This is a genomic window from Streptohalobacillus salinus, assembly GCF_003201605.1.
GTDB lineage: Bacteria > Bacillota > Bacilli > Bacillales > Amphibacillaceae > Streptohalobacillus > Streptohalobacillus salinus.
Map to the genome: position 1 here is coordinate 39,685 of NZ_QJJR01000011.1, position 16,742 is coordinate 56,426.

At 38.0% G+C, this 16,742-nt stretch carries 14 protein-coding genes; 5 read left to right on the forward strand and 9 right to left on the reverse strand.

Annotated features, from left to right (window positions below; genetic code table 11):
• Positions 1 to 53: 53 nt before the first annotated feature.
• Both DES38_RS09220 and DES38_RS09225 read left to right on the forward strand, forming a co-directional pair.
• Positions 54 to 1,589 carry a Ppx/GppA family phosphatase gene (locus tag DES38_RS09220; RefSeq protein WP_342767375.1) on the forward strand — a complete coding sequence of 512 codons (1,536 nt, stop codon included), beginning with the start codon at positions 54 to 56 and terminating at the stop codon, positions 1,587 to 1,589.
• A 43-nt stretch (positions 1,590 to 1,632) separates the two neighbouring features.
• The gene (locus DES38_RS09225) at positions 1,633 to 3,726 is read left to right on the forward strand and encodes an RNA degradosome polyphosphate kinase (protein WP_110251822.1); all 2,094 of its coding nucleotides are present in this window, start codon (positions 1,633 to 1,635) and stop codon (positions 3,724 to 3,726) included.
• 261 nt (positions 3,727 to 3,987) lie between these two features.
• Here DES38_RS09225 and DES38_RS09230 read toward each other — a convergent pair whose 3' ends face one another.
• The gene (locus tag DES38_RS09230) at positions 3,988 to 5,295 is read right to left on the reverse strand and encodes a Na+/H+ antiporter family protein (RefSeq protein ID WP_110251823.1); all 1,308 of its coding nucleotides are present in this window, start codon (positions 5,293 to 5,295) and stop codon (positions 3,988 to 3,990) included.
• 144 nt (positions 5,296 to 5,439) lie between these two features.
• Entirely contained in the window at positions 5,440 to 5,589 is a 150-nt protein-coding gene (locus DES38_RS12015) for an SE1561 family protein (protein ID WP_170114381.1), read from the reverse strand.
• 202 nt (positions 5,590 to 5,791) lie between these two features.
• On the opposite strand from DES38_RS12015, the gene DES38_RS09235 reads away from it, so the two are divergent.
• Complete coding sequence (locus tag DES38_RS09235) at positions 5,792 to 6,667, forward strand: mechanosensitive ion channel family protein (protein WP_110251824.1); 876 nt, start codon at positions 5,792 to 5,794, stop codon at positions 6,665 to 6,667.
• 119 nt (positions 6,668 to 6,786) lie between these two features.
• Here the strand turns inward: DES38_RS09235 and DES38_RS09240 are convergent, their stop codons facing one another.
• Entirely contained in the window at positions 6,787 to 7,176 is a 390-nt protein-coding gene (locus DES38_RS09240; protein ID WP_110251825.1) for an OsmC family protein, read from the reverse strand.
• A gap of 145 nt (positions 7,177 to 7,321) precedes the next feature.
• Here DES38_RS09240 and DES38_RS09245 point away from each other — a divergent pair, with 145 nt between their 5' ends.
• Entirely contained in the window at positions 7,322 to 8,479 is a 1,158-nt protein-coding gene (locus tag DES38_RS09245) for an MFS transporter (RefSeq protein WP_110251826.1), read from the forward strand.
• 76 nt (positions 8,480 to 8,555) lie between these two features.
• Here DES38_RS09245 and DES38_RS09250 read toward each other — a convergent pair whose 3' ends face one another.
• A complete protein-coding gene (locus tag DES38_RS09250) occupies positions 8,556 to 9,239 on the reverse strand; it encodes an amino acid ABC transporter permease (RefSeq protein WP_110251827.1) in 684 nt (227 codons plus the stop codon).
• 24 nt (positions 9,240 to 9,263) lie between these two features.
• Entirely contained in the window at positions 9,264 to 10,151 is an 888-nt protein-coding gene (locus DES38_RS09255; protein WP_110251828.1) for a transporter substrate-binding domain-containing protein, read from the reverse strand.
• A gap of 320 nt (positions 10,152 to 10,471) precedes the next feature.
• Here DES38_RS09255 and DES38_RS09260 point away from each other — a divergent pair, with 320 nt between their 5' ends.
• Positions 10,472 to 12,403, forward strand: coding sequence for a heavy metal translocating P-type ATPase (locus tag DES38_RS09260; protein WP_110251829.1), 1,932 nt, complete (start codon positions 10,472 to 10,474; stop codon positions 12,401 to 12,403).
• Positions 12,404 to 12,509: 106 nt separating this feature from the next.
• On the opposite strand, the gene DES38_RS09265 is transcribed toward DES38_RS09260, so the two are convergent.
• From DES38_RS09265 to DES38_RS09280, 4 genes are all read right to left on the reverse strand, one after another.
• Positions 12,510 to 13,499: a YihY/virulence factor BrkB family protein gene (locus tag DES38_RS09265; protein ID WP_110251830.1), complete on the reverse strand. Its 990-nt coding sequence runs from the start codon at positions 13,497 to 13,499 to the stop codon at positions 12,510 to 12,512.
• A gap of 21 nt (positions 13,500 to 13,520) precedes the next feature.
• Positions 13,521 to 13,799 (reverse strand): hypothetical protein, encoded by a 279-nt coding sequence (locus DES38_RS09270; protein ID WP_110251831.1) that lies wholly within the window; start codon positions 13,797 to 13,799, stop codon positions 13,521 to 13,523.
• A gap of 20 nt (positions 13,800 to 13,819) precedes the next feature.
• Positions 13,820 to 14,296, reverse strand: coding sequence for a low molecular weight protein-tyrosine-phosphatase (locus tag DES38_RS09275; RefSeq protein WP_110251832.1), 477 nt, complete (start codon positions 14,294 to 14,296; stop codon positions 13,820 to 13,822).
• Between the two features lie 161 nt (positions 14,297 to 14,457).
• Positions 14,458 to 16,617, reverse strand: a complete 2,160-nt coding sequence (locus DES38_RS09280) for a sensor domain-containing protein (RefSeq protein ID WP_110251833.1) — start codon at positions 16,615 to 16,617, stop codon at positions 14,458 to 14,460.
• Between the last annotated feature and the right edge of the window lie 125 nt (positions 16,618 to 16,742).

The window sequence follows — 16,742 nt, forward strand, 5'->3', positions numbered from 1 at the left end:
TACGTTGTCCGTGGTATATAGAGACTATGACAAATAAAAAGAGGTGGCGTGAATTGATAACCCAACGTGAAGATTACTATGCTTTAATAGATATTGGTTCGAATACGATGCGTCTAGTTATTTACTTACCGAATGAACTGGGACGATTTCGCGAAGTTGAGAACGTCAAAGCTGTGGCGCGATTACGTAACCATTTAAACGATGATGGCTATTTATCAAAAGATGGTGAGACAATTTTGATTGATACACTTTCTGATTTTAAAGATGTATTGAAAATTTATCCGCTCAGCCATTTCACTTGTGTGGCCACTGCGACAATACGTCAAGCTAAAAATCAAGCGGCACTCGTCAAAAAAGTTAAAGCTGAACTTGATTGGGAGATGGAGATTCTTTCAGAAGAGGAAGAAGCTTATTTTGGCTATTTAGCTGTCGTTAACTCAACGTCTCTTACCGAGGGAATTACCGTTGATATGGGTGGGGGGAGTACGGAAGTTACCTATTTTAAAGAGCGTAAAATTATCCACGCTCACAGCTTTAGCTTTGGTACCCTAAGTCTCCGTCGCATGTATCAGTATGAGGAAGCTGAAAAAACGAGTCTCGACCGGATTAAGCGTTATGTCCTCGAACAATTCGAAACGTTAGATTGGTTGAAAAATCGTGCTGTTCCTTTAATCGCGATTGGCGGCAGTGCGAGAAATGTTGCGCAAATTGATCAAGTTGATAAAGATTATCCGATGGCTGGTCTACATCAATACCCTATGCTTAAGAAAGACTTAGATCGAATTCAGGACCAATTGTTGAGTCTAACATTAAAAAAACGACAAAAAGTTGAAGGGTTATCAAAAGATCGTGCTGATATTATCTTGCCTGCTTTAACAACGTTTATCACCCTTCACCAATTTATTAAAGCAGATCGCTTCGTCTTAAGCCAAAAAGGTCTACGTGACGGTATCAATTATGCGCTATTCTTTAAAGATAAAACACATCCTTATTCACCAAATGTCTTAGAAGATAGTATGCAGGAGTTAGTCAATGATTTTAATTTGGATTTAAAACAAATCTTCCAAATCGAAAGACTAGCCCGCACGGTGTTCAATGCGCTTTATAGTCATAAGATGAAAGGCGTGAATAAGCAAGATTGGCAAGTGCTTAATCGTGCTGCTTATGTGTTTAACTTGGGTGAATATATTGATAATGAATCAAGCGCTCAGCATACGTTCTATCTACTTGCCAATCGGACAATTGATGGATTAAGCCATCGTGATAAACTTAAAATTGCCCTTGTTAGTTCGTTTAAAAATAAAACAGTCTTTAAACAATTCACCCGCCCCTACAAAAGTTGGTTGACAAAGTCTGAACGAAAGAAATTGCGACTCCTTGGTGCCTTATTAAAGTTCATATATTGTCTTGATGCGACGAAACGTCAAGTGGTTACTGATATTGACGTCGAAGTCAAACGCAAAAAAATCAAGTTAACAATTTACACAAAAAAGAATGCCGCACCAGAGATCTATCAGGCTGAAAAACAAAAAAAACATTTAGAAAAAGCATTAAAACGCGATCTTGTCTTATCGTTTGTTAGAAAATAATCATAGCAATGCTAAAGCATTTCAATGAAAGAAGGTGACAGTTATGGCAACTGAGTTAACAACCATCGATCAATCAAAAAATTTTAATAACCGTGAAATTAGTTGGTTACGATTTAATGAGCGCGTTCTTGACGAAGCGATTGATTTAAGTAACCCCTTACTTGAACGGTTACGATTTATTGCGATATTTTCATCTAATTTAGATGAGTTTTACATGGTTCGCGTAGCGGGTTTGAAAGACCAGGTGCGCGCTGGATTTAATTTACCGGACAATAAATCAGGACTCACACCGCTGCAACAATTAGAAGCGATTACTAAAGAAGCACATCCGCTTGTGAAGCGACAACAAGCTTACTATGACCAATTAAAAACAGAACTTGAGAATAATGAGATCCAAATTGGTTCTATTGAAAAATTATCTAAAAAAGAACTTAAATGGCTAAGTAATTATTTTGCTGATTTGATTTGTCCTGTTTTAACGCCACTGGCGATCGACGCTTATCGCCCCTTTCCGTTACTGCAAAATAAATCATTAAATATTGCTGTCACCTTAGTAGATACAGCTTATCCAGATAAGGTGCTCACTGCGATCGTTCAAGTGCCTGCACTGCTTGATCGTTTTATTAAAGTGAAAGATAAACATCACTACTTATTGCTGGAGGATGTCATTCGTTATTTTATTTCAACACTTTTTGAAGGGTATCAAGTGAAAACGACGCTTTGTTTCCGCATTACTCGTAACGCTGACATGACGATTCATGAAGAAAGTTCGCGTGATTTACTAAAAGAAATTGAAAAAGAATTAAAAAAACGCCGTTGGGGTGCAGCTGTCCGTCTCGAAGTAATGGGTGAAAAACATGATAAGAAACTCCTCCGCTTTTTACAATACGTGATGGATGTTTATGATGAAGATATTTACTTTCAAGAAGGGCCTTTGGACTTCACCTTTTTATTTTCAGTTTATGAGAAACTGAAACAACCGTTTGAGCATTTGGTTTATCAAACATTGATTCCGCAACCACCACGAGAAGTAGAACCTATAATTAATATTTTTGAACAAATTAGGCAGAAAGATATTATGCTTCATCACCCTTATGAGTCATTTGAAGTTGTGGTTGACTTGATTGAACAAGCAGCCATCGACCCAGAAGTCCTCGCAATCAAACAAACACTCTATCGTGTAAGTGGGGATTCTCCTGTGGTCAATAGTTTAAAAACAGCAGCTGAAAATGGTAAGCAAGTTACCGTACTCGTCGAATTAAAGGCGCGATTCGATGAGGAAAACAATGTCCAATGGGCAAAAATGCTTGAAAAAGCAGGTTGTCATGTTATCTATGGGATCAATGGCTTAAAAACACATAGCAAGATTACCTTAATTGTTAGGAAAAACAATCACAAAATTGAACGCTTTGTTCATCTCGGTACCGGTAATTACAATGATCAAACTGCGACACTTTATACTGATTTGTCTATCCTTTCATCTCGACGCGAATTTTGTATCGATGCAACCCAATTCTTTAACTTTTTAAGTGGTTATACAAAACAACCCACTTTCCATCATCTATCGATGGCACCCTATTCGATTCAAAATGACTTTATCCGTTACATTGATGATGAAATTACTTATCACAAGACCTATGGTGGTGGACGCATCATCGCAAAGATGAATGCATTATCAGACAAACCGCTTATTTTAAAACTTTATCAAGCATCACAAGCAGGCGTGAAAATCGATTTAATTGTCCGTGGTATTTGTTGTTTGAAGCCTGGCATTAAAGACGTCAGTGCTAACATTACCGTGACAAGTATCGTTGGTCGCTTTCTAGAACATAGTCGCATTTACTATTTCCGACATAACGGTGATGAAAAAATCTTTTTGGCATCGTGTGATATGATGACGAGAAACATGACAAAACGGATTGAATTACTGTTCCCGGTATTAGATACAACGCATCAGAGTCGCATTAAACATATCATCGATACCTTCCTAGCTGATAATCTAAAAGCGCGGATCCAAACAAATGAGGGTGTTTATGTTCGCAAGGCGCTTACTGAAGCGGAACCACTGGTAAACGCTCAGCTATCCCTCTATGCACTTGCTTATAAAGAACGGAATATACGTGACGATATATTTTAGTGCCCAAACAGCACCCGTCAGTACCGCTTGTTTTCAAGGGGGAATAAGGACATTTCTTTTGTATCAGTAGCTCACGTTCTCATTGATTTCTTATGCGACGTCTCAAGCTCAGTCAAACACGCGTTTAATTACATTGATCGGCTGTGATACAGAATGCTTACGTGTTGAACCGCTCACATATCACGTACGAAAAAGCGCTTATTTAGCTGAAGACCCTCAGCAAATAAGCGCTTTTTATACGAGTATCATTTGTTTTATTTCTTAAAGAACCAGTGCAGCAATCACACCAAAAATAACAAGTGGAATGTTATAGTGCATAAAAGTCGGCACACAGGTATCGAAAATATGGTGGTGTTTACCATCCGCATTAAGACCTGATGTGGGTCCTAAGGTCGAATCACTCACCGGTGAACCAGCGTCACCTAATGCGGCGGCGGTTCCGATGAGGGCAGCAATTGCCAAGGGAGAAAAACCACTGACCAATCCAATCGGAACATAAAGGGCAGCTAAAATTGGGACGGTAGCAAATGATGATCCAATTCCAATTGTTATAAGTAAACCCACTAACAACATAATGAAAGCTGTTACTAATTTCTGATTGCCGAGTAGCGGCTCCGTCGTTTCGATGAGCGCATCGACAGCGCCTGTCGATTTTAAGACTTCACTAAAACCCGCAGCTACAAGCATAATCATCGCGATCGTTCCCATCACTTTGATGCCGTCTGAGACAACCTGCTCGCCATCTCGGAAGGGGACCACTTTAAAAGCAAACATTAAAATAAGCCCTGAAAGCGCACCGATAATTAATTGACCTGAAACAATTTGAACAACAAGTGCAAACACAATAATTGCCATTGTCGCCGCATGTTGACGATTAAACGTCACCGGTGTATCATGTTCCAATGCTTCTTCAGGAACTTCACCTAACTGATGCAGATCACGGGGGCTACGATAGCTAATGAGCACAGCTATAAGTAAGCCGACAATCATGCCAACCCCAGGAATAATTAAAGCAAGCGAAACACTCGTGCGTTCCATGAATAAGCCGTTGCTTTGCATTGCTTCTTGAATCGATTCATGAAACATCAAACCATAACCTGCCGGTATCATGATGTAAGGTGCTTTTAAACCGAAAGTTAACGCACTCGCAACCGCTCGACGGTCAATCTTCATCTGATCAAAAACTTTTAGTAGCGGCGGAATGAGTAAAGGAATAAAGGCAATGTGTACCGGAACTAAATTTTGTGATAGTGAAGCAATCCCAGCAATAGATAACACGAGCGTAATGCGCTTCCCTGAAAGGTGCTTGATGAGAACCTGAACAAGTACATCCGTAATTCCCGTACGGCTGATTGCAATCGCAAATGCACCGAGTAAAATATAACTAAGCGCTGTGCCTGCTTGATTTCCCATCCCTTCTACCATTCGATCGAGTGCAGTGATAAGATCTAGACCAGCCATTAATCCAGCGATCAAACTTGAAATAACTAACGAGATTAAGACGTGCACGCGTAATAGACTAAACAATAATAAACTAAGTACACTAACAATAACAATCCATTCTAACAACTTATAACTCCCCTTTTTTTATAATGATCGTTGATACATTTAATTCTTTATGTGTTTACCACTTTAACATGGTAAAGTATACCGTTAAAAAAATCAATCCTTTTATTTAAATGGCTTCACCCACTAAAAAAGGATTGTTCAAGACTACTTTAATTTCCGCTCCATTTGCTCAAGCATTTCAATTAGACGATCAATGTCTTCAACGGATGTTTCACTTGGTTCTAATTGATCAAGTTGATCAAGAAATGTTTGCAGCTGTGTTTTTAACTGACTAATTTTATTTGATTCTGTCATGACGTACCCCTTTATGCTTTTATTTGTCCTCACCCATCGTACAAAAAAAATCCACCTCTGTCTACCTCGATTTATTTTCATCATAATTATGTTATAATAACTATTGCTTCAAGTCGTGATCGATCTATTTGGGTTAAGTCAGAGGTCACAACAACTAATTTCACAATACCAATATAACTCTATACAAGAAAGGATTGATCCGATGGAATTTTCTTGGCAACGCTTTTTTGAAATTCTTACGCTTATTTATGAAAATAATATAACGAAAGTGTTATTCGGTGGTCTGGTCATATTAATTATCGTAGTTCTTTTACAAAGGCTAATTACCTCTGTCGTAACACGTACCACACTGATGGACGGAAAAGAATCAGATACAGTAAATTCTTTGTTACGTTCCATCATTAGATACATTGGGATTTTAGGCTTTATTTTCTACGTATTAACTGTGTTTGGCTTAGATGTTGCCAGCATGTTAGCCGGGGCCGGAGTGCTCGGTATTATTATTGGGTTCGGTGCCCAGAGTTTGGTTCAAGATTTACTTGCAGGTATTTTTATTGTTTATGAGAAACAATTACAAAAAGGGGATTGGGTCATCGTTAATGGCATCCATGAGGGCATTGTCGAAGAAGTTGGATTTCGCGTTTTAAAGATTCGTGAATGGTCAGCAACCATTGTTTCCATTAACAATGGTCAAGTACAAAGCGTTGAGAACTTTAATCGTTCCAAAATGCGTATTTTAGAACGGGTAACCACGAGTTATTACCAAGACCCCGAGATCACACTGAGCGTTTTAGAAGCGGTTTGTGTTGAGCTTAATCAAGAGTTAGATGCTTTTTTAAAGCGTGACTTATCTGGTGATCCAGTTGAGCCGTTTCACTTGCTCGGCGTTGACTCACTTAATGATGAGAATCAGGGTTATCGCTATATCATCAGTGGTTTAGTTGAAGATCTAAATTATTTTGGCAATGCACGAACAGTCCGAACAATTATTGCTAAACACTTTTATAAAAATCATATACTTATGCCTGAACAAAACGTTCGCCTCCAACAAGGCTTTGCACAACAAGAACAACACTAAGCTCGGTGAAAAAGGCGCCAATCTCAGTAGACCATTGAGATTGGCGCCTTTTGTTCTTTGCTAATGATTTGCTGCTTTTTGGTCATTTTCCCGCAATTTTTATTCAAAACGCTTCCGTATTAATTTAACGAGACAATTTCTAACGTTTCCACAATATCGATGCTATCTTCAACTGAATTTATAATCGCACACTTATCACGGGCACTTTCTAGCAAACGATAGAGTTTATCAATATTTAAATTACGTCCTTTTACAACAAAGTGCAATTTAATTTGAGTTATCCGACCATTGTCTTTCTCACTTTTTTTCACTTCACTACGAATAAAAAAATCATCCACATGTGTATGATGCAACTCTAATAAATCCGTGAATTCTTGCGCGCTTGATCCCGCAATTGATGACACCAATAAGTGTTCTGGCTTGTAACCATGATAAAGATCTTCCGATATATCTAAAATGCCATAGGCAAGTTCAACACGGATACCTTCTTCTTTAAATTTAAACAACATAATTATCTACTCCTTTAAGGTGCGGTTAGTTTTTAGTTCCCTTTTTCGCAAAAAGATATGCCTATTTCCGAAAAAAAGATTGTATTTTTATAATTTGCGTACTAAAGTAAGACTGTTGTCTATCTTTTAGTTGAGGTGAGTTTAGATGTTTTCAGCACGTATGCGTTTTTACATATTGATAAGTTTCGTTACCATTTCAGGATTTACGCAAGGGATGTTACTGCCATTACTTGCCATTTTACTAGAAGGCATGGGTGTCTCCTCAAGCATGAACGGTCTCCATGCCACTGGTCTTTATATAGGGGTATTAATCGCGTCACCGTTTATGGAAAAGCCTCTTCATAAATTCGGGTATAAACCAATGATTTTAACTGGTGGCGGTTTAGTCTTTGTTTCCTTGTTGCTATTTCCGCTCTTTCCCTCACTTTGGTTTTGGTTCATTTTACGGCTTGGAGTCGGTATTGGCGATCATATGTTAACCTTTGCCACACAAACGTGGATCACTTCAACCACGCCGCAATTTAAACGCGGGAAAATCATCGCGATTTACGGACTATTCTTCAGCCTTGGTTTTTCAGTTGGGCCAACGATGTTACGATTTATTGAACTCCATCAAAATTTTCCCTTCATTATAGCTGGCTTATTATGTATGGTTGCCTGGGGATTCGTTCTGTTCATTCATAATGAACAGGTTGAAAACGATGATGGGATTCATACAATCCAAGTGCAATCAACCATTGGACGTTTTGGCTTAACGATAAAGCTCGCCTGGATCGCATTATTAGGGCCGTTCACTTATGGCGTCTTAGAAGCTATCCTTCACGGGATATTCCCTATCTACGGGATTAGGATTGGCTATAATGTCGATACAATTGCTTTCATCATTCCCCTGTTTTCAATTGCCACCTTGTTCACTCAAGTTCCATTAGGGGCGCTTAGTGATAAGATTGGTCGAGGAAAAACCTTATTTACTGTAACTGCGTTCGGCTCAATCATCTTTTTACTTGGTGCCATGTTTGAAGGCACCTTTACAGTTTTAATCTTAACATTTTTACTTAGTGGCATGTTGCTTGGTTCACTATTTTCAATGGGGGTTTCGTTCATGACGGATATTCTTCCGCGACAGCTTCTACCAGCTGGAAATATTATGTGCGGTATCGCTTTTAGTATCGGCAGTATGATAGGCCCATACTTTGGTGGTTTATTTATCGACTTATTCCCAAACACGTCACTATTTTACAGTTTGTCGGGTACGTTATTTATTATAACCGTAATCTTTTCTAAGAAAAAGCATCTTGCCTGAAAGTTAAAGCTGTCGCATTCACTATAAATATTTATAAGATTAACAAGACGCCATGCAAACTCCGCATGGCGTCTTGTTAATAGATTTTCTTATTAATAAAGCGTGTAAAATATATCTCTAAACGTTCTTGCACAAAGGCGATGACGACACAAAGTGGCCAATACAATAAAGCAACCAATATATACATCGTTAAAAAGTCATACGACCTTCCACTAGCAATTTGTGTTTTCTGAAACAGTTCTGGTACTGTAATGACCGCCGCCAATGAACTAGCCTTAACGAGATCAAGAAATATATTTGTAAGGGGTGGTATCGCAATCCGCATCGCTTGCGGCAGTATAACACCTGTAACAGCAAGGGGATAGGTTAAACCTAATGAATATGCTGCTTCCCATTGACCATCATCAACGCTGTTAATCGCTGCGCGATTCACTTCTGCGATATAAGCAGCTGAATTAAAACCAAACCCAATTACAGCTGCTTGAAAAGCAGTAAATTCAATATCAACAGAGGGTAATCCAAAGTAGATAATGAATAACAACACAAGCACAGGTGTACCACGCATAAATGAAATATATACACGGGTTGGCCATCGCAATAGTTTAAAGCGTGAACTGCGCATTAATGCAAGCGGCAATCCCAGAATAAGTCCTACTGCCATACTTAAAAAGGAAACATAGATGGTCATTGGAAACCCTGATAGAATTAACGGTAAATTATCAATCGCTTTGTCTACGTCAAAAAAACCTAGCGTTAGCACATGACCACCCCTCCCTACACTGTTTTAGATATCTAGTCCGTCAATTTCTTCAACTTCTTCTTCTGGTTTTTTCGAAGCGTCTTGTTGATAAAACGTTTCTGCTATCTCCGTTAACGTCCCGTCTTCACGCATCTCAGTAAGCACTTCATTAATCGCTTGTTGGAAATCCGTTTCGCCTTTTTTCATCACTAGACCCTGTTCAGTTGGATGAAACTTCAAATCTGGATGGATCATAATGTCGAAGTCTGGAAAGGCAGCAACTCCAAAACTGATTAAATAGAAGTCGTTAATAACTACGTCACTACGACCATTTGAAACATCACTTAAGTAAGCCTCATTTCCAGCGTTACCATAAGTTTTTACTTCTGCACCAAAATGTTCAGCAATTTGCGAATAAATCGTTGTCGCACCACCGCCAGCAATCTTACCTTCTAAATCTTCAAGTGAGTGAATATCTGAATAATCACTTTCGCGAACAACCATTGTTGAATAAGAGTATTTATATGGATCAGAAAAATCAAATGATTCTTTACGGTTGTCGGTTATTTCAATATCGTTTGCCGCTAGATCAATTCGGCCTGAATCAATTGCCGGCAACATACCATCAATGCCCATTATCTCAAAACTAACATCGACACCTAAACGATTCGCAACTTCTCTTGCAACTTCAACGTCATAACCAGTTAACTCATCGTTATCATCATAGTATGAAGCAGCAATTAGGGTTCCTGAAGTTGCAACAGTCATTTCGCCTTCTTCTTGTATCGTCTCCCAAAGTGTTAATTCCTCTGATTGATTTGTTGTATTTTCGTCTTTAGTTGTTTCAGTCGAAGCATCATCGTTACTTTGACATGCAACAAGACTTATTAGAACAACCAATAGTAATGTTAATATTTTTTTCAATGCTTGCATCCCCTTTTTAAATATTCTGACGTTAATTGTCTGTAGTTAATATAACAGGTCTCTCAGGCGAAATCAACCAAAAAACTTAACTGTACTATTATTTTTTTCGCTTCTGTTATAAAACAACACGTATGATAACGCTTATCAATTGTCACAGAATAGTCATATTACTCCCTTGACTTTAATAATTTAACTTGTATTCCGAAAACAGTTTGTTATAATTAAATTATAATAATTATTATTTAAATAATTTAATAAATCCTTTATACACAAACATTTACAAACCATTAAGTGATTACGATTCTCAATTAGAATGCGAGGGATTAGTTATGCAAGAAACAATTAAAACAAATACAAATAAAAATAATAGTCATTCTCAATTAGATCACCCTTTAGCTGTACTATTCAAAAAACATATTGAACTGATTTGTGCCATTATAAGCGGGAGCTTGATTTTGGTTGCTTGGGGGTTAAAATCAGAACTTCCATCTACCGTTTATATCTCATTGAATATTTTTGCTTTCTTAATTGGTGGGTATGCCAAAGCTAAAGAAGGCATTACTGAAACACTTAAAGATAGAACATTAAATGTTGAATTATTAATGATCTTAGCTGCTATCGGATCAGCAATTATTGGTTACTGGGCTGAAGGGGCAATTCTTATTTTCATTTTCTCTTTATCTGGTGCACTCGAAACCTATACCATGCAAAAAAGTGAACGTGATTTGTCACAACTGATGCATTTACAACCGGATACAGCTTTACGGATTAAAGACGGGAAAGAAGAGACAGTCACCGTCGACCAACTAGAAATTGGGGATTACATTTTTATCAAGTCAGGTGAACGCATTGCTGCTGATGGCACGATCGTGAAAGGTAAAACTTCTATCGATGAAAGCGCGCTGACTGGAGAATCGATTCCTGTTGAAAAATCCATTGATGATGACGTCTATACGGGGACGATGAATGCAGGGGGTAGTTTAACCGTTAAGGTAACAACAGACAGCAGTCAATCCTTCGTCCAAAAAATACTTGAGTTGGTCCGTACTGCTCAAAACGAAAAATCACCGGCTCAACAATTTATTGAGAAATTTGAAAATATTTATGTCTATGCAGTTTTAATTTTTACGGCGATTATGATGGTAGCACCACCATTTGTTGTTGGCTGGAGTTGGAATGAAACCTTTTACCGGGCCATGATCCTACTTGTTGTTGCTTCGCCTTGTGCACTCGTCGCTTCGATTACGCCAGCAACCCTTTCATCTCTATCAAATGCAGCGCGAAAAGGCATGCTTATCAAAAGTGGGATGCACTTAGAAAATTTAGAATCTGCAACAGCGGTTGCCTTTGATAAAACCGGCACTCTAACCGTTGGTCACCCAGAAGTCACGGATATGATTTTAAGCGACAATCAAGATGAAAAAGAGGTACTTGCACGAATTGTTGCAATTGAAAAAGGCTCAACCCATCCACTAGCTGAAGCAATGATTCGTTATGCAAAACAAACCATTGATACCCGTTTAATTGATGCTGTTGAGGAAATGAGCGAAATTACTGGTAAAGGTGTTGAAGCTACGATTGCCGGTGATACCTGGGCGATTGGAAATGAAAAACTTTTTGAGGAATCGCATCAAGAACCTTGGTACCAATCACAAGCTAATAATTTAAAGGAAGAAGCGAAAACACTCGTCTACCTCACACGAGCTAACGAAGTTGTTGCTATTATTGCTTTGAAGGATGAAATTAGACAGGACACCATTGATGCAATCAAACGCTTTAAAGCACTTGGGTTACATCCAGTCATGCTGACAGGAGACAATGAGAAAACTGCTGAAGCAATTGCTAAAGAAGTCAATATTGATGAATATGTTGCCAGCTGTATGCCTGAAGATAAGGTAACCGCGTTAAAAAAGTTAAAAGAAAAATACAAAACGGTTATCATGGTTGGAGACGGCATTAACGATGCGCCTGCACTTGCTACCGCAAATATCGGTGTAGCGATGGGAGCTGGTACCGATGTAGCGTTAGAAACTGCTGATATTGTTTTGATTAAAAATAAGCTAGAAAAAATGCTTGATTTGATATCTTTATCTAAAAGGATGAATCGGATCGTTAAACAAAATATATTCTTTTCTGTTTCAGTTATTATTTTACTCATCATCTCTAATCTCTTCCAATTAATTAACTTACCTTTAGGCGTTATTGGACATGAAGGGAGCACCATTTTAGTCATCTTGAACGGTCTACGTTTATTGAAGTAATCCCATTAGATTACCGTGATAAATAGTCTTTACGCATCAACAAGATATTCCTTAACACAAAAGAACCCTTAATTGTTAGTTCACTGAAAACAATTAAGGGTTCTTCTTATTTTTTCTTGTTTTTTTGCCTTTTCTGCTTTACTAAATGATGTTCTTTTCGCACCATCAACGCATGATCACTTGCTTCACGCTTATTATCGGATGTTCTCTCCTTGTCAGGCAGCTTTTTTGATTTATTAAGCTTGCGTTTGTCCTTCTTATTAATCCGTCCTCGATAACGAGCGGTTAATGCATTTATTTCTCCGCCTGTAATAATGATAATTCCTGATAAATAAAACCAAAACATGAGGATGATAACCCCACCTAGACTTCCATAAGTCGCTGAGTAGTTACCAAAGTTATTAACATAAAAACTAAAACCGAAGGATACTAATTGCCAGCCAATCGTGGCAAATAGTGCACCATAAATAACATCTTTTAAATGCACTTTCGCATTCGGTGCTAATCGGTAGAGATACATGAATACAATAAAGAAGATTGAGGATGAAATGACCCATCGTAACGTATTCCAAATATCAATAAAGCGATCAGAAGCATCAAAGAATGAGAAGACATAGATACCAATTGCTCGCCCGAATATTGGCAGCAGTAGCGCAACGATAATTAAAATTAACATTGAAATCAGTAACAAAATAGCGATTAATCGCCCTACAAGAAATGAGCGATTCTCTTCAACATCGTAGGCCTTATTGAGCGATTGCATAATGGCTTTTATCCCATTGGAAGCTGACCATAGTGTACCAATAATCCCTACAGATAATAAGCCACCACCACTTGAATCGACGACTTGTTCTAGGTTTGATTCAATCAAGGCCATTGAATCAGCCGGAACGAGCCCACTCATTGTCTCTAATAATGCTTGATGATCAATAGGCAAGTAGCCGACTAAAGTTACAAGAAAAATCAGTAAAGGAAAGAGCGCTAAGAGAAAGAAATAAGACATTTGCGCAGCTAGTCCTGGCACTTCATCTTCTGTGAAATTTTTGAATAGATCGATTGCGAATTTCTTTATTTTCCCAAAATTAAATGAAGGCATGAGACTCACTTCCTTTGTTCACTATTTTATATCGATGTTATCAATCACATCTTCCAATTTATCCATGGCATAGATCGTCATATCTAAAGTATCTTTCGTTACATTAGTTACCACATCTAAACCCTCACGACAATAGCCCATCATCTCAGCCGGGTGTTCAATGGAATAGGTCACCTGTTTTTTACACGAACGTATCGTTTCTTTACAATCTTTTCGAACTTCCGGATCTAACAAACTAATTAACGCACCACTCACTGCACCAATCCCTATCATCTTTAACATAAAGAAATTCTTTTTCATTTAACTGCACCTCTTATTTTTCATTTTGATAGATCTTGTTCGCTTTTGATCAAATTAAATAACGCATGACACCCCGCTTCAACTAGCCGGTAGGTCTCATCAAAATTACCCGTGTAGTAAGGATCTGGTACTTCTTCTTCGTTAAGTTCAGTAACAAAATCCAGTAATTTAAAAACACGTGCTTTCGGCGCTTCATGCCTTAGACTTTTTAAATCAGCTAAGTTTTGATTATCCATTACAACAATGTAATCAAAAGCATCTAAGTCTTCAAAAGTTATTTTGCGCGCATACATACCCTCATAGGAAAAGCCCTGCTCATCTAACTTTTTCTGTGTACCTTGGTATGGCGGCTTACCTGCATGCCAATCACCGATACCACTTGAGTCAATCTCGAATTTATTTTGATAACCTTGTTGTGTGACCAAGTGTCTAAAATATGCTTCTGCCATTGGTGAACGACAGATATTTCCTAAACAAACAAAGAGAACCTTTATCATAGTTATACCACCTTTTCTTTCATTCTATGCCTATTCTCGTAAAATTCTTTAACTGTTGGGTTTGAGATATAAAGAAGCAGACAGTTATTAATATACCTGTCTGCCTACTATTCTAAACATTATACATATGATTTCAATAGCTTTATATAATCCGAGATACATTAATTAATTTTACGTTTTAATACATTATCTTGAACGACTTGAGCTGCTACTGGACGACTGAAATAATATCCCTGGTAGTAATCGCAACTTTCAAGTTGAAGCAGGTGCAAAATATCCTTATCTTCCACACCTTCTGCAATAACTTTCAAACCAAAATTATGAGCAAGCTGAATCATCGCTTTGACGATGGCAGCACTACTCTGTTCTTTCAAAGCGCTGCGAATAAATGATTGATCTATTTTTAAATACTGAATTGGGAATTGCTTCAAATAACCAAATGATGAGTACCCCGTTCCAAAATCATCAATTGAAAGCGAGATGCCCATTTGTTTCAAGGTATTCATTGTCTGAATACAATCTTCAGTATTCTGCATGACACTATTTTCAGTGATTTCAATTTCTAAATAACGTGGATCCATTTTTGTCTGGTGCATAATTTCAGCAACTTGATCAGCAAAATCAACACGTTGCAACTCAATTGCTGATACATTGACAGCAATACGAATCGGTACAAACCCTTGATTAACCCATTCGCGGTGTTGACGACAGGCTTCATTTATGACCCATTCGCCAATTTGAGTAATCACACCACTCTCCTCAGCAAGCGGAATAAATTTCGCAGGTGATATTGGGCCTTTTTTCGGATGATGCCAACGAATCAACGCTTCTAAACCAATGACATCACCCGATGTTACATCAATTTGTGGTTGGTAGTAAAGTTCAAATTCATTACGCTGAAGTGCTTTTCGTATATCTGCATCGAGCACTAAGACTTCATGATAGTCTTCATTCATTTGTTCAGTATAGAAAAGGCGAGCATTGCGCCCATTTACTTTTCCGTAGTGAACCGCTACACTGGCATGCTTAACCAGTTCATGAACATTAAAAGCATCTTGATTATATTCACTGATGCCAATTGACGCTGTTACAAAAAATTCATGGCCCTGAATAACAATTGGCTGTTTAATGTCTTTTAATATTTTGTCAGCTAAACGGGCAATGGTTGAATTTTCAGCATGAATTAGCAAAGCAAACTCATCGCCACCATAGCGATAAAGGGTGCCTTTACCAGAAAGACAGGTATCAATTCGTTTTGAAATCACATCAATAACTTGATCCCCTATGGTTTCACCTAATGAATCATTAATGTATTTAAGCCGATCAATATCTAAAAAGGCCACAGCAAATTGTCCTTCGCGATGGTGGTGAACAGTTGCCTTTAGATCTTCCCTAAATTTGTTTCGATTGGGCAACTCGGTTAATGAATCATAGTATGTCAGTCGTCGCGCCTTGTGTTTCGCTTCTTCTAACGATGTAACATCACTTGAAGAACCAACCACCTCAATCACCATATCCCCTTCAAAAATCGGGGTAAGGGTAGTATACAGAACTGCATCTTGATATTGATGTTTGAAACTAACAGATTCACCACCAAAAGCTTGTGTAAAGTGCACATCTAAGAGTTCTTTCTCGTCATTAAAGAAAACGGCTTCAGGCGTGACAAAGGTCTCGTGCGAGCCACTTAATTTCCGCACCAGTTTCCCTTCAAACAACCGGAATTGGTACGCATGTGTTTCTTTATCTTGATGAATACGAAAAGTTAAGTTCATTAGTTGTCCCAGGACTTTACGGTAATCATCATCTAATTGTTCAATGATTCGCTTATCGTTACGTTTGACATCAGTAATGTCGGTCCGAAATACAACAAATTGAGTCTTTTCGTCGCTCTCATTCTGCATCGGTAAGATCGTTGTCCGGTACCAAAAAACCTCATTATCTTTTGATGAGGTACAAATGTCCCCCTGCCACCAATTCCCTTTTTGTAAGGATTGCCAAAGATCATTATAAAATTGGTCATCATGGACGCCTGCATGCAAAATGCGATAATGATGATTTAATAAATCTTCTTCTTCGTAACCTAATTTTTCACAAAAATCCTTATCTATATATGTAATATAGCCTTCCTTATCAATCATAAGCGTGTGAAAAGCTCGACTTACCGTTTCGTTCAACGCATCAACAGTAAAAACTTGACTTTTTATGTAGCTATCAATGACCGTTTCGAGTTTTTGTTTTAAATCTATGTTATCTGTAAATTGCGCTAATGTTTCCGATAGTGTTTTCTGATTAAATAGTTCAGTCATAGCATTCAATGTCATAGCGTCACCTTTTGTTTAGTATTTGCAAATCACTTTCATCCATTATACCTAAATAACTTTAAGATACAAAGCTTTAAATGAATAAAAAGTCCTTCACATGTTTGTCTATTCTTGATGTCTAGCTA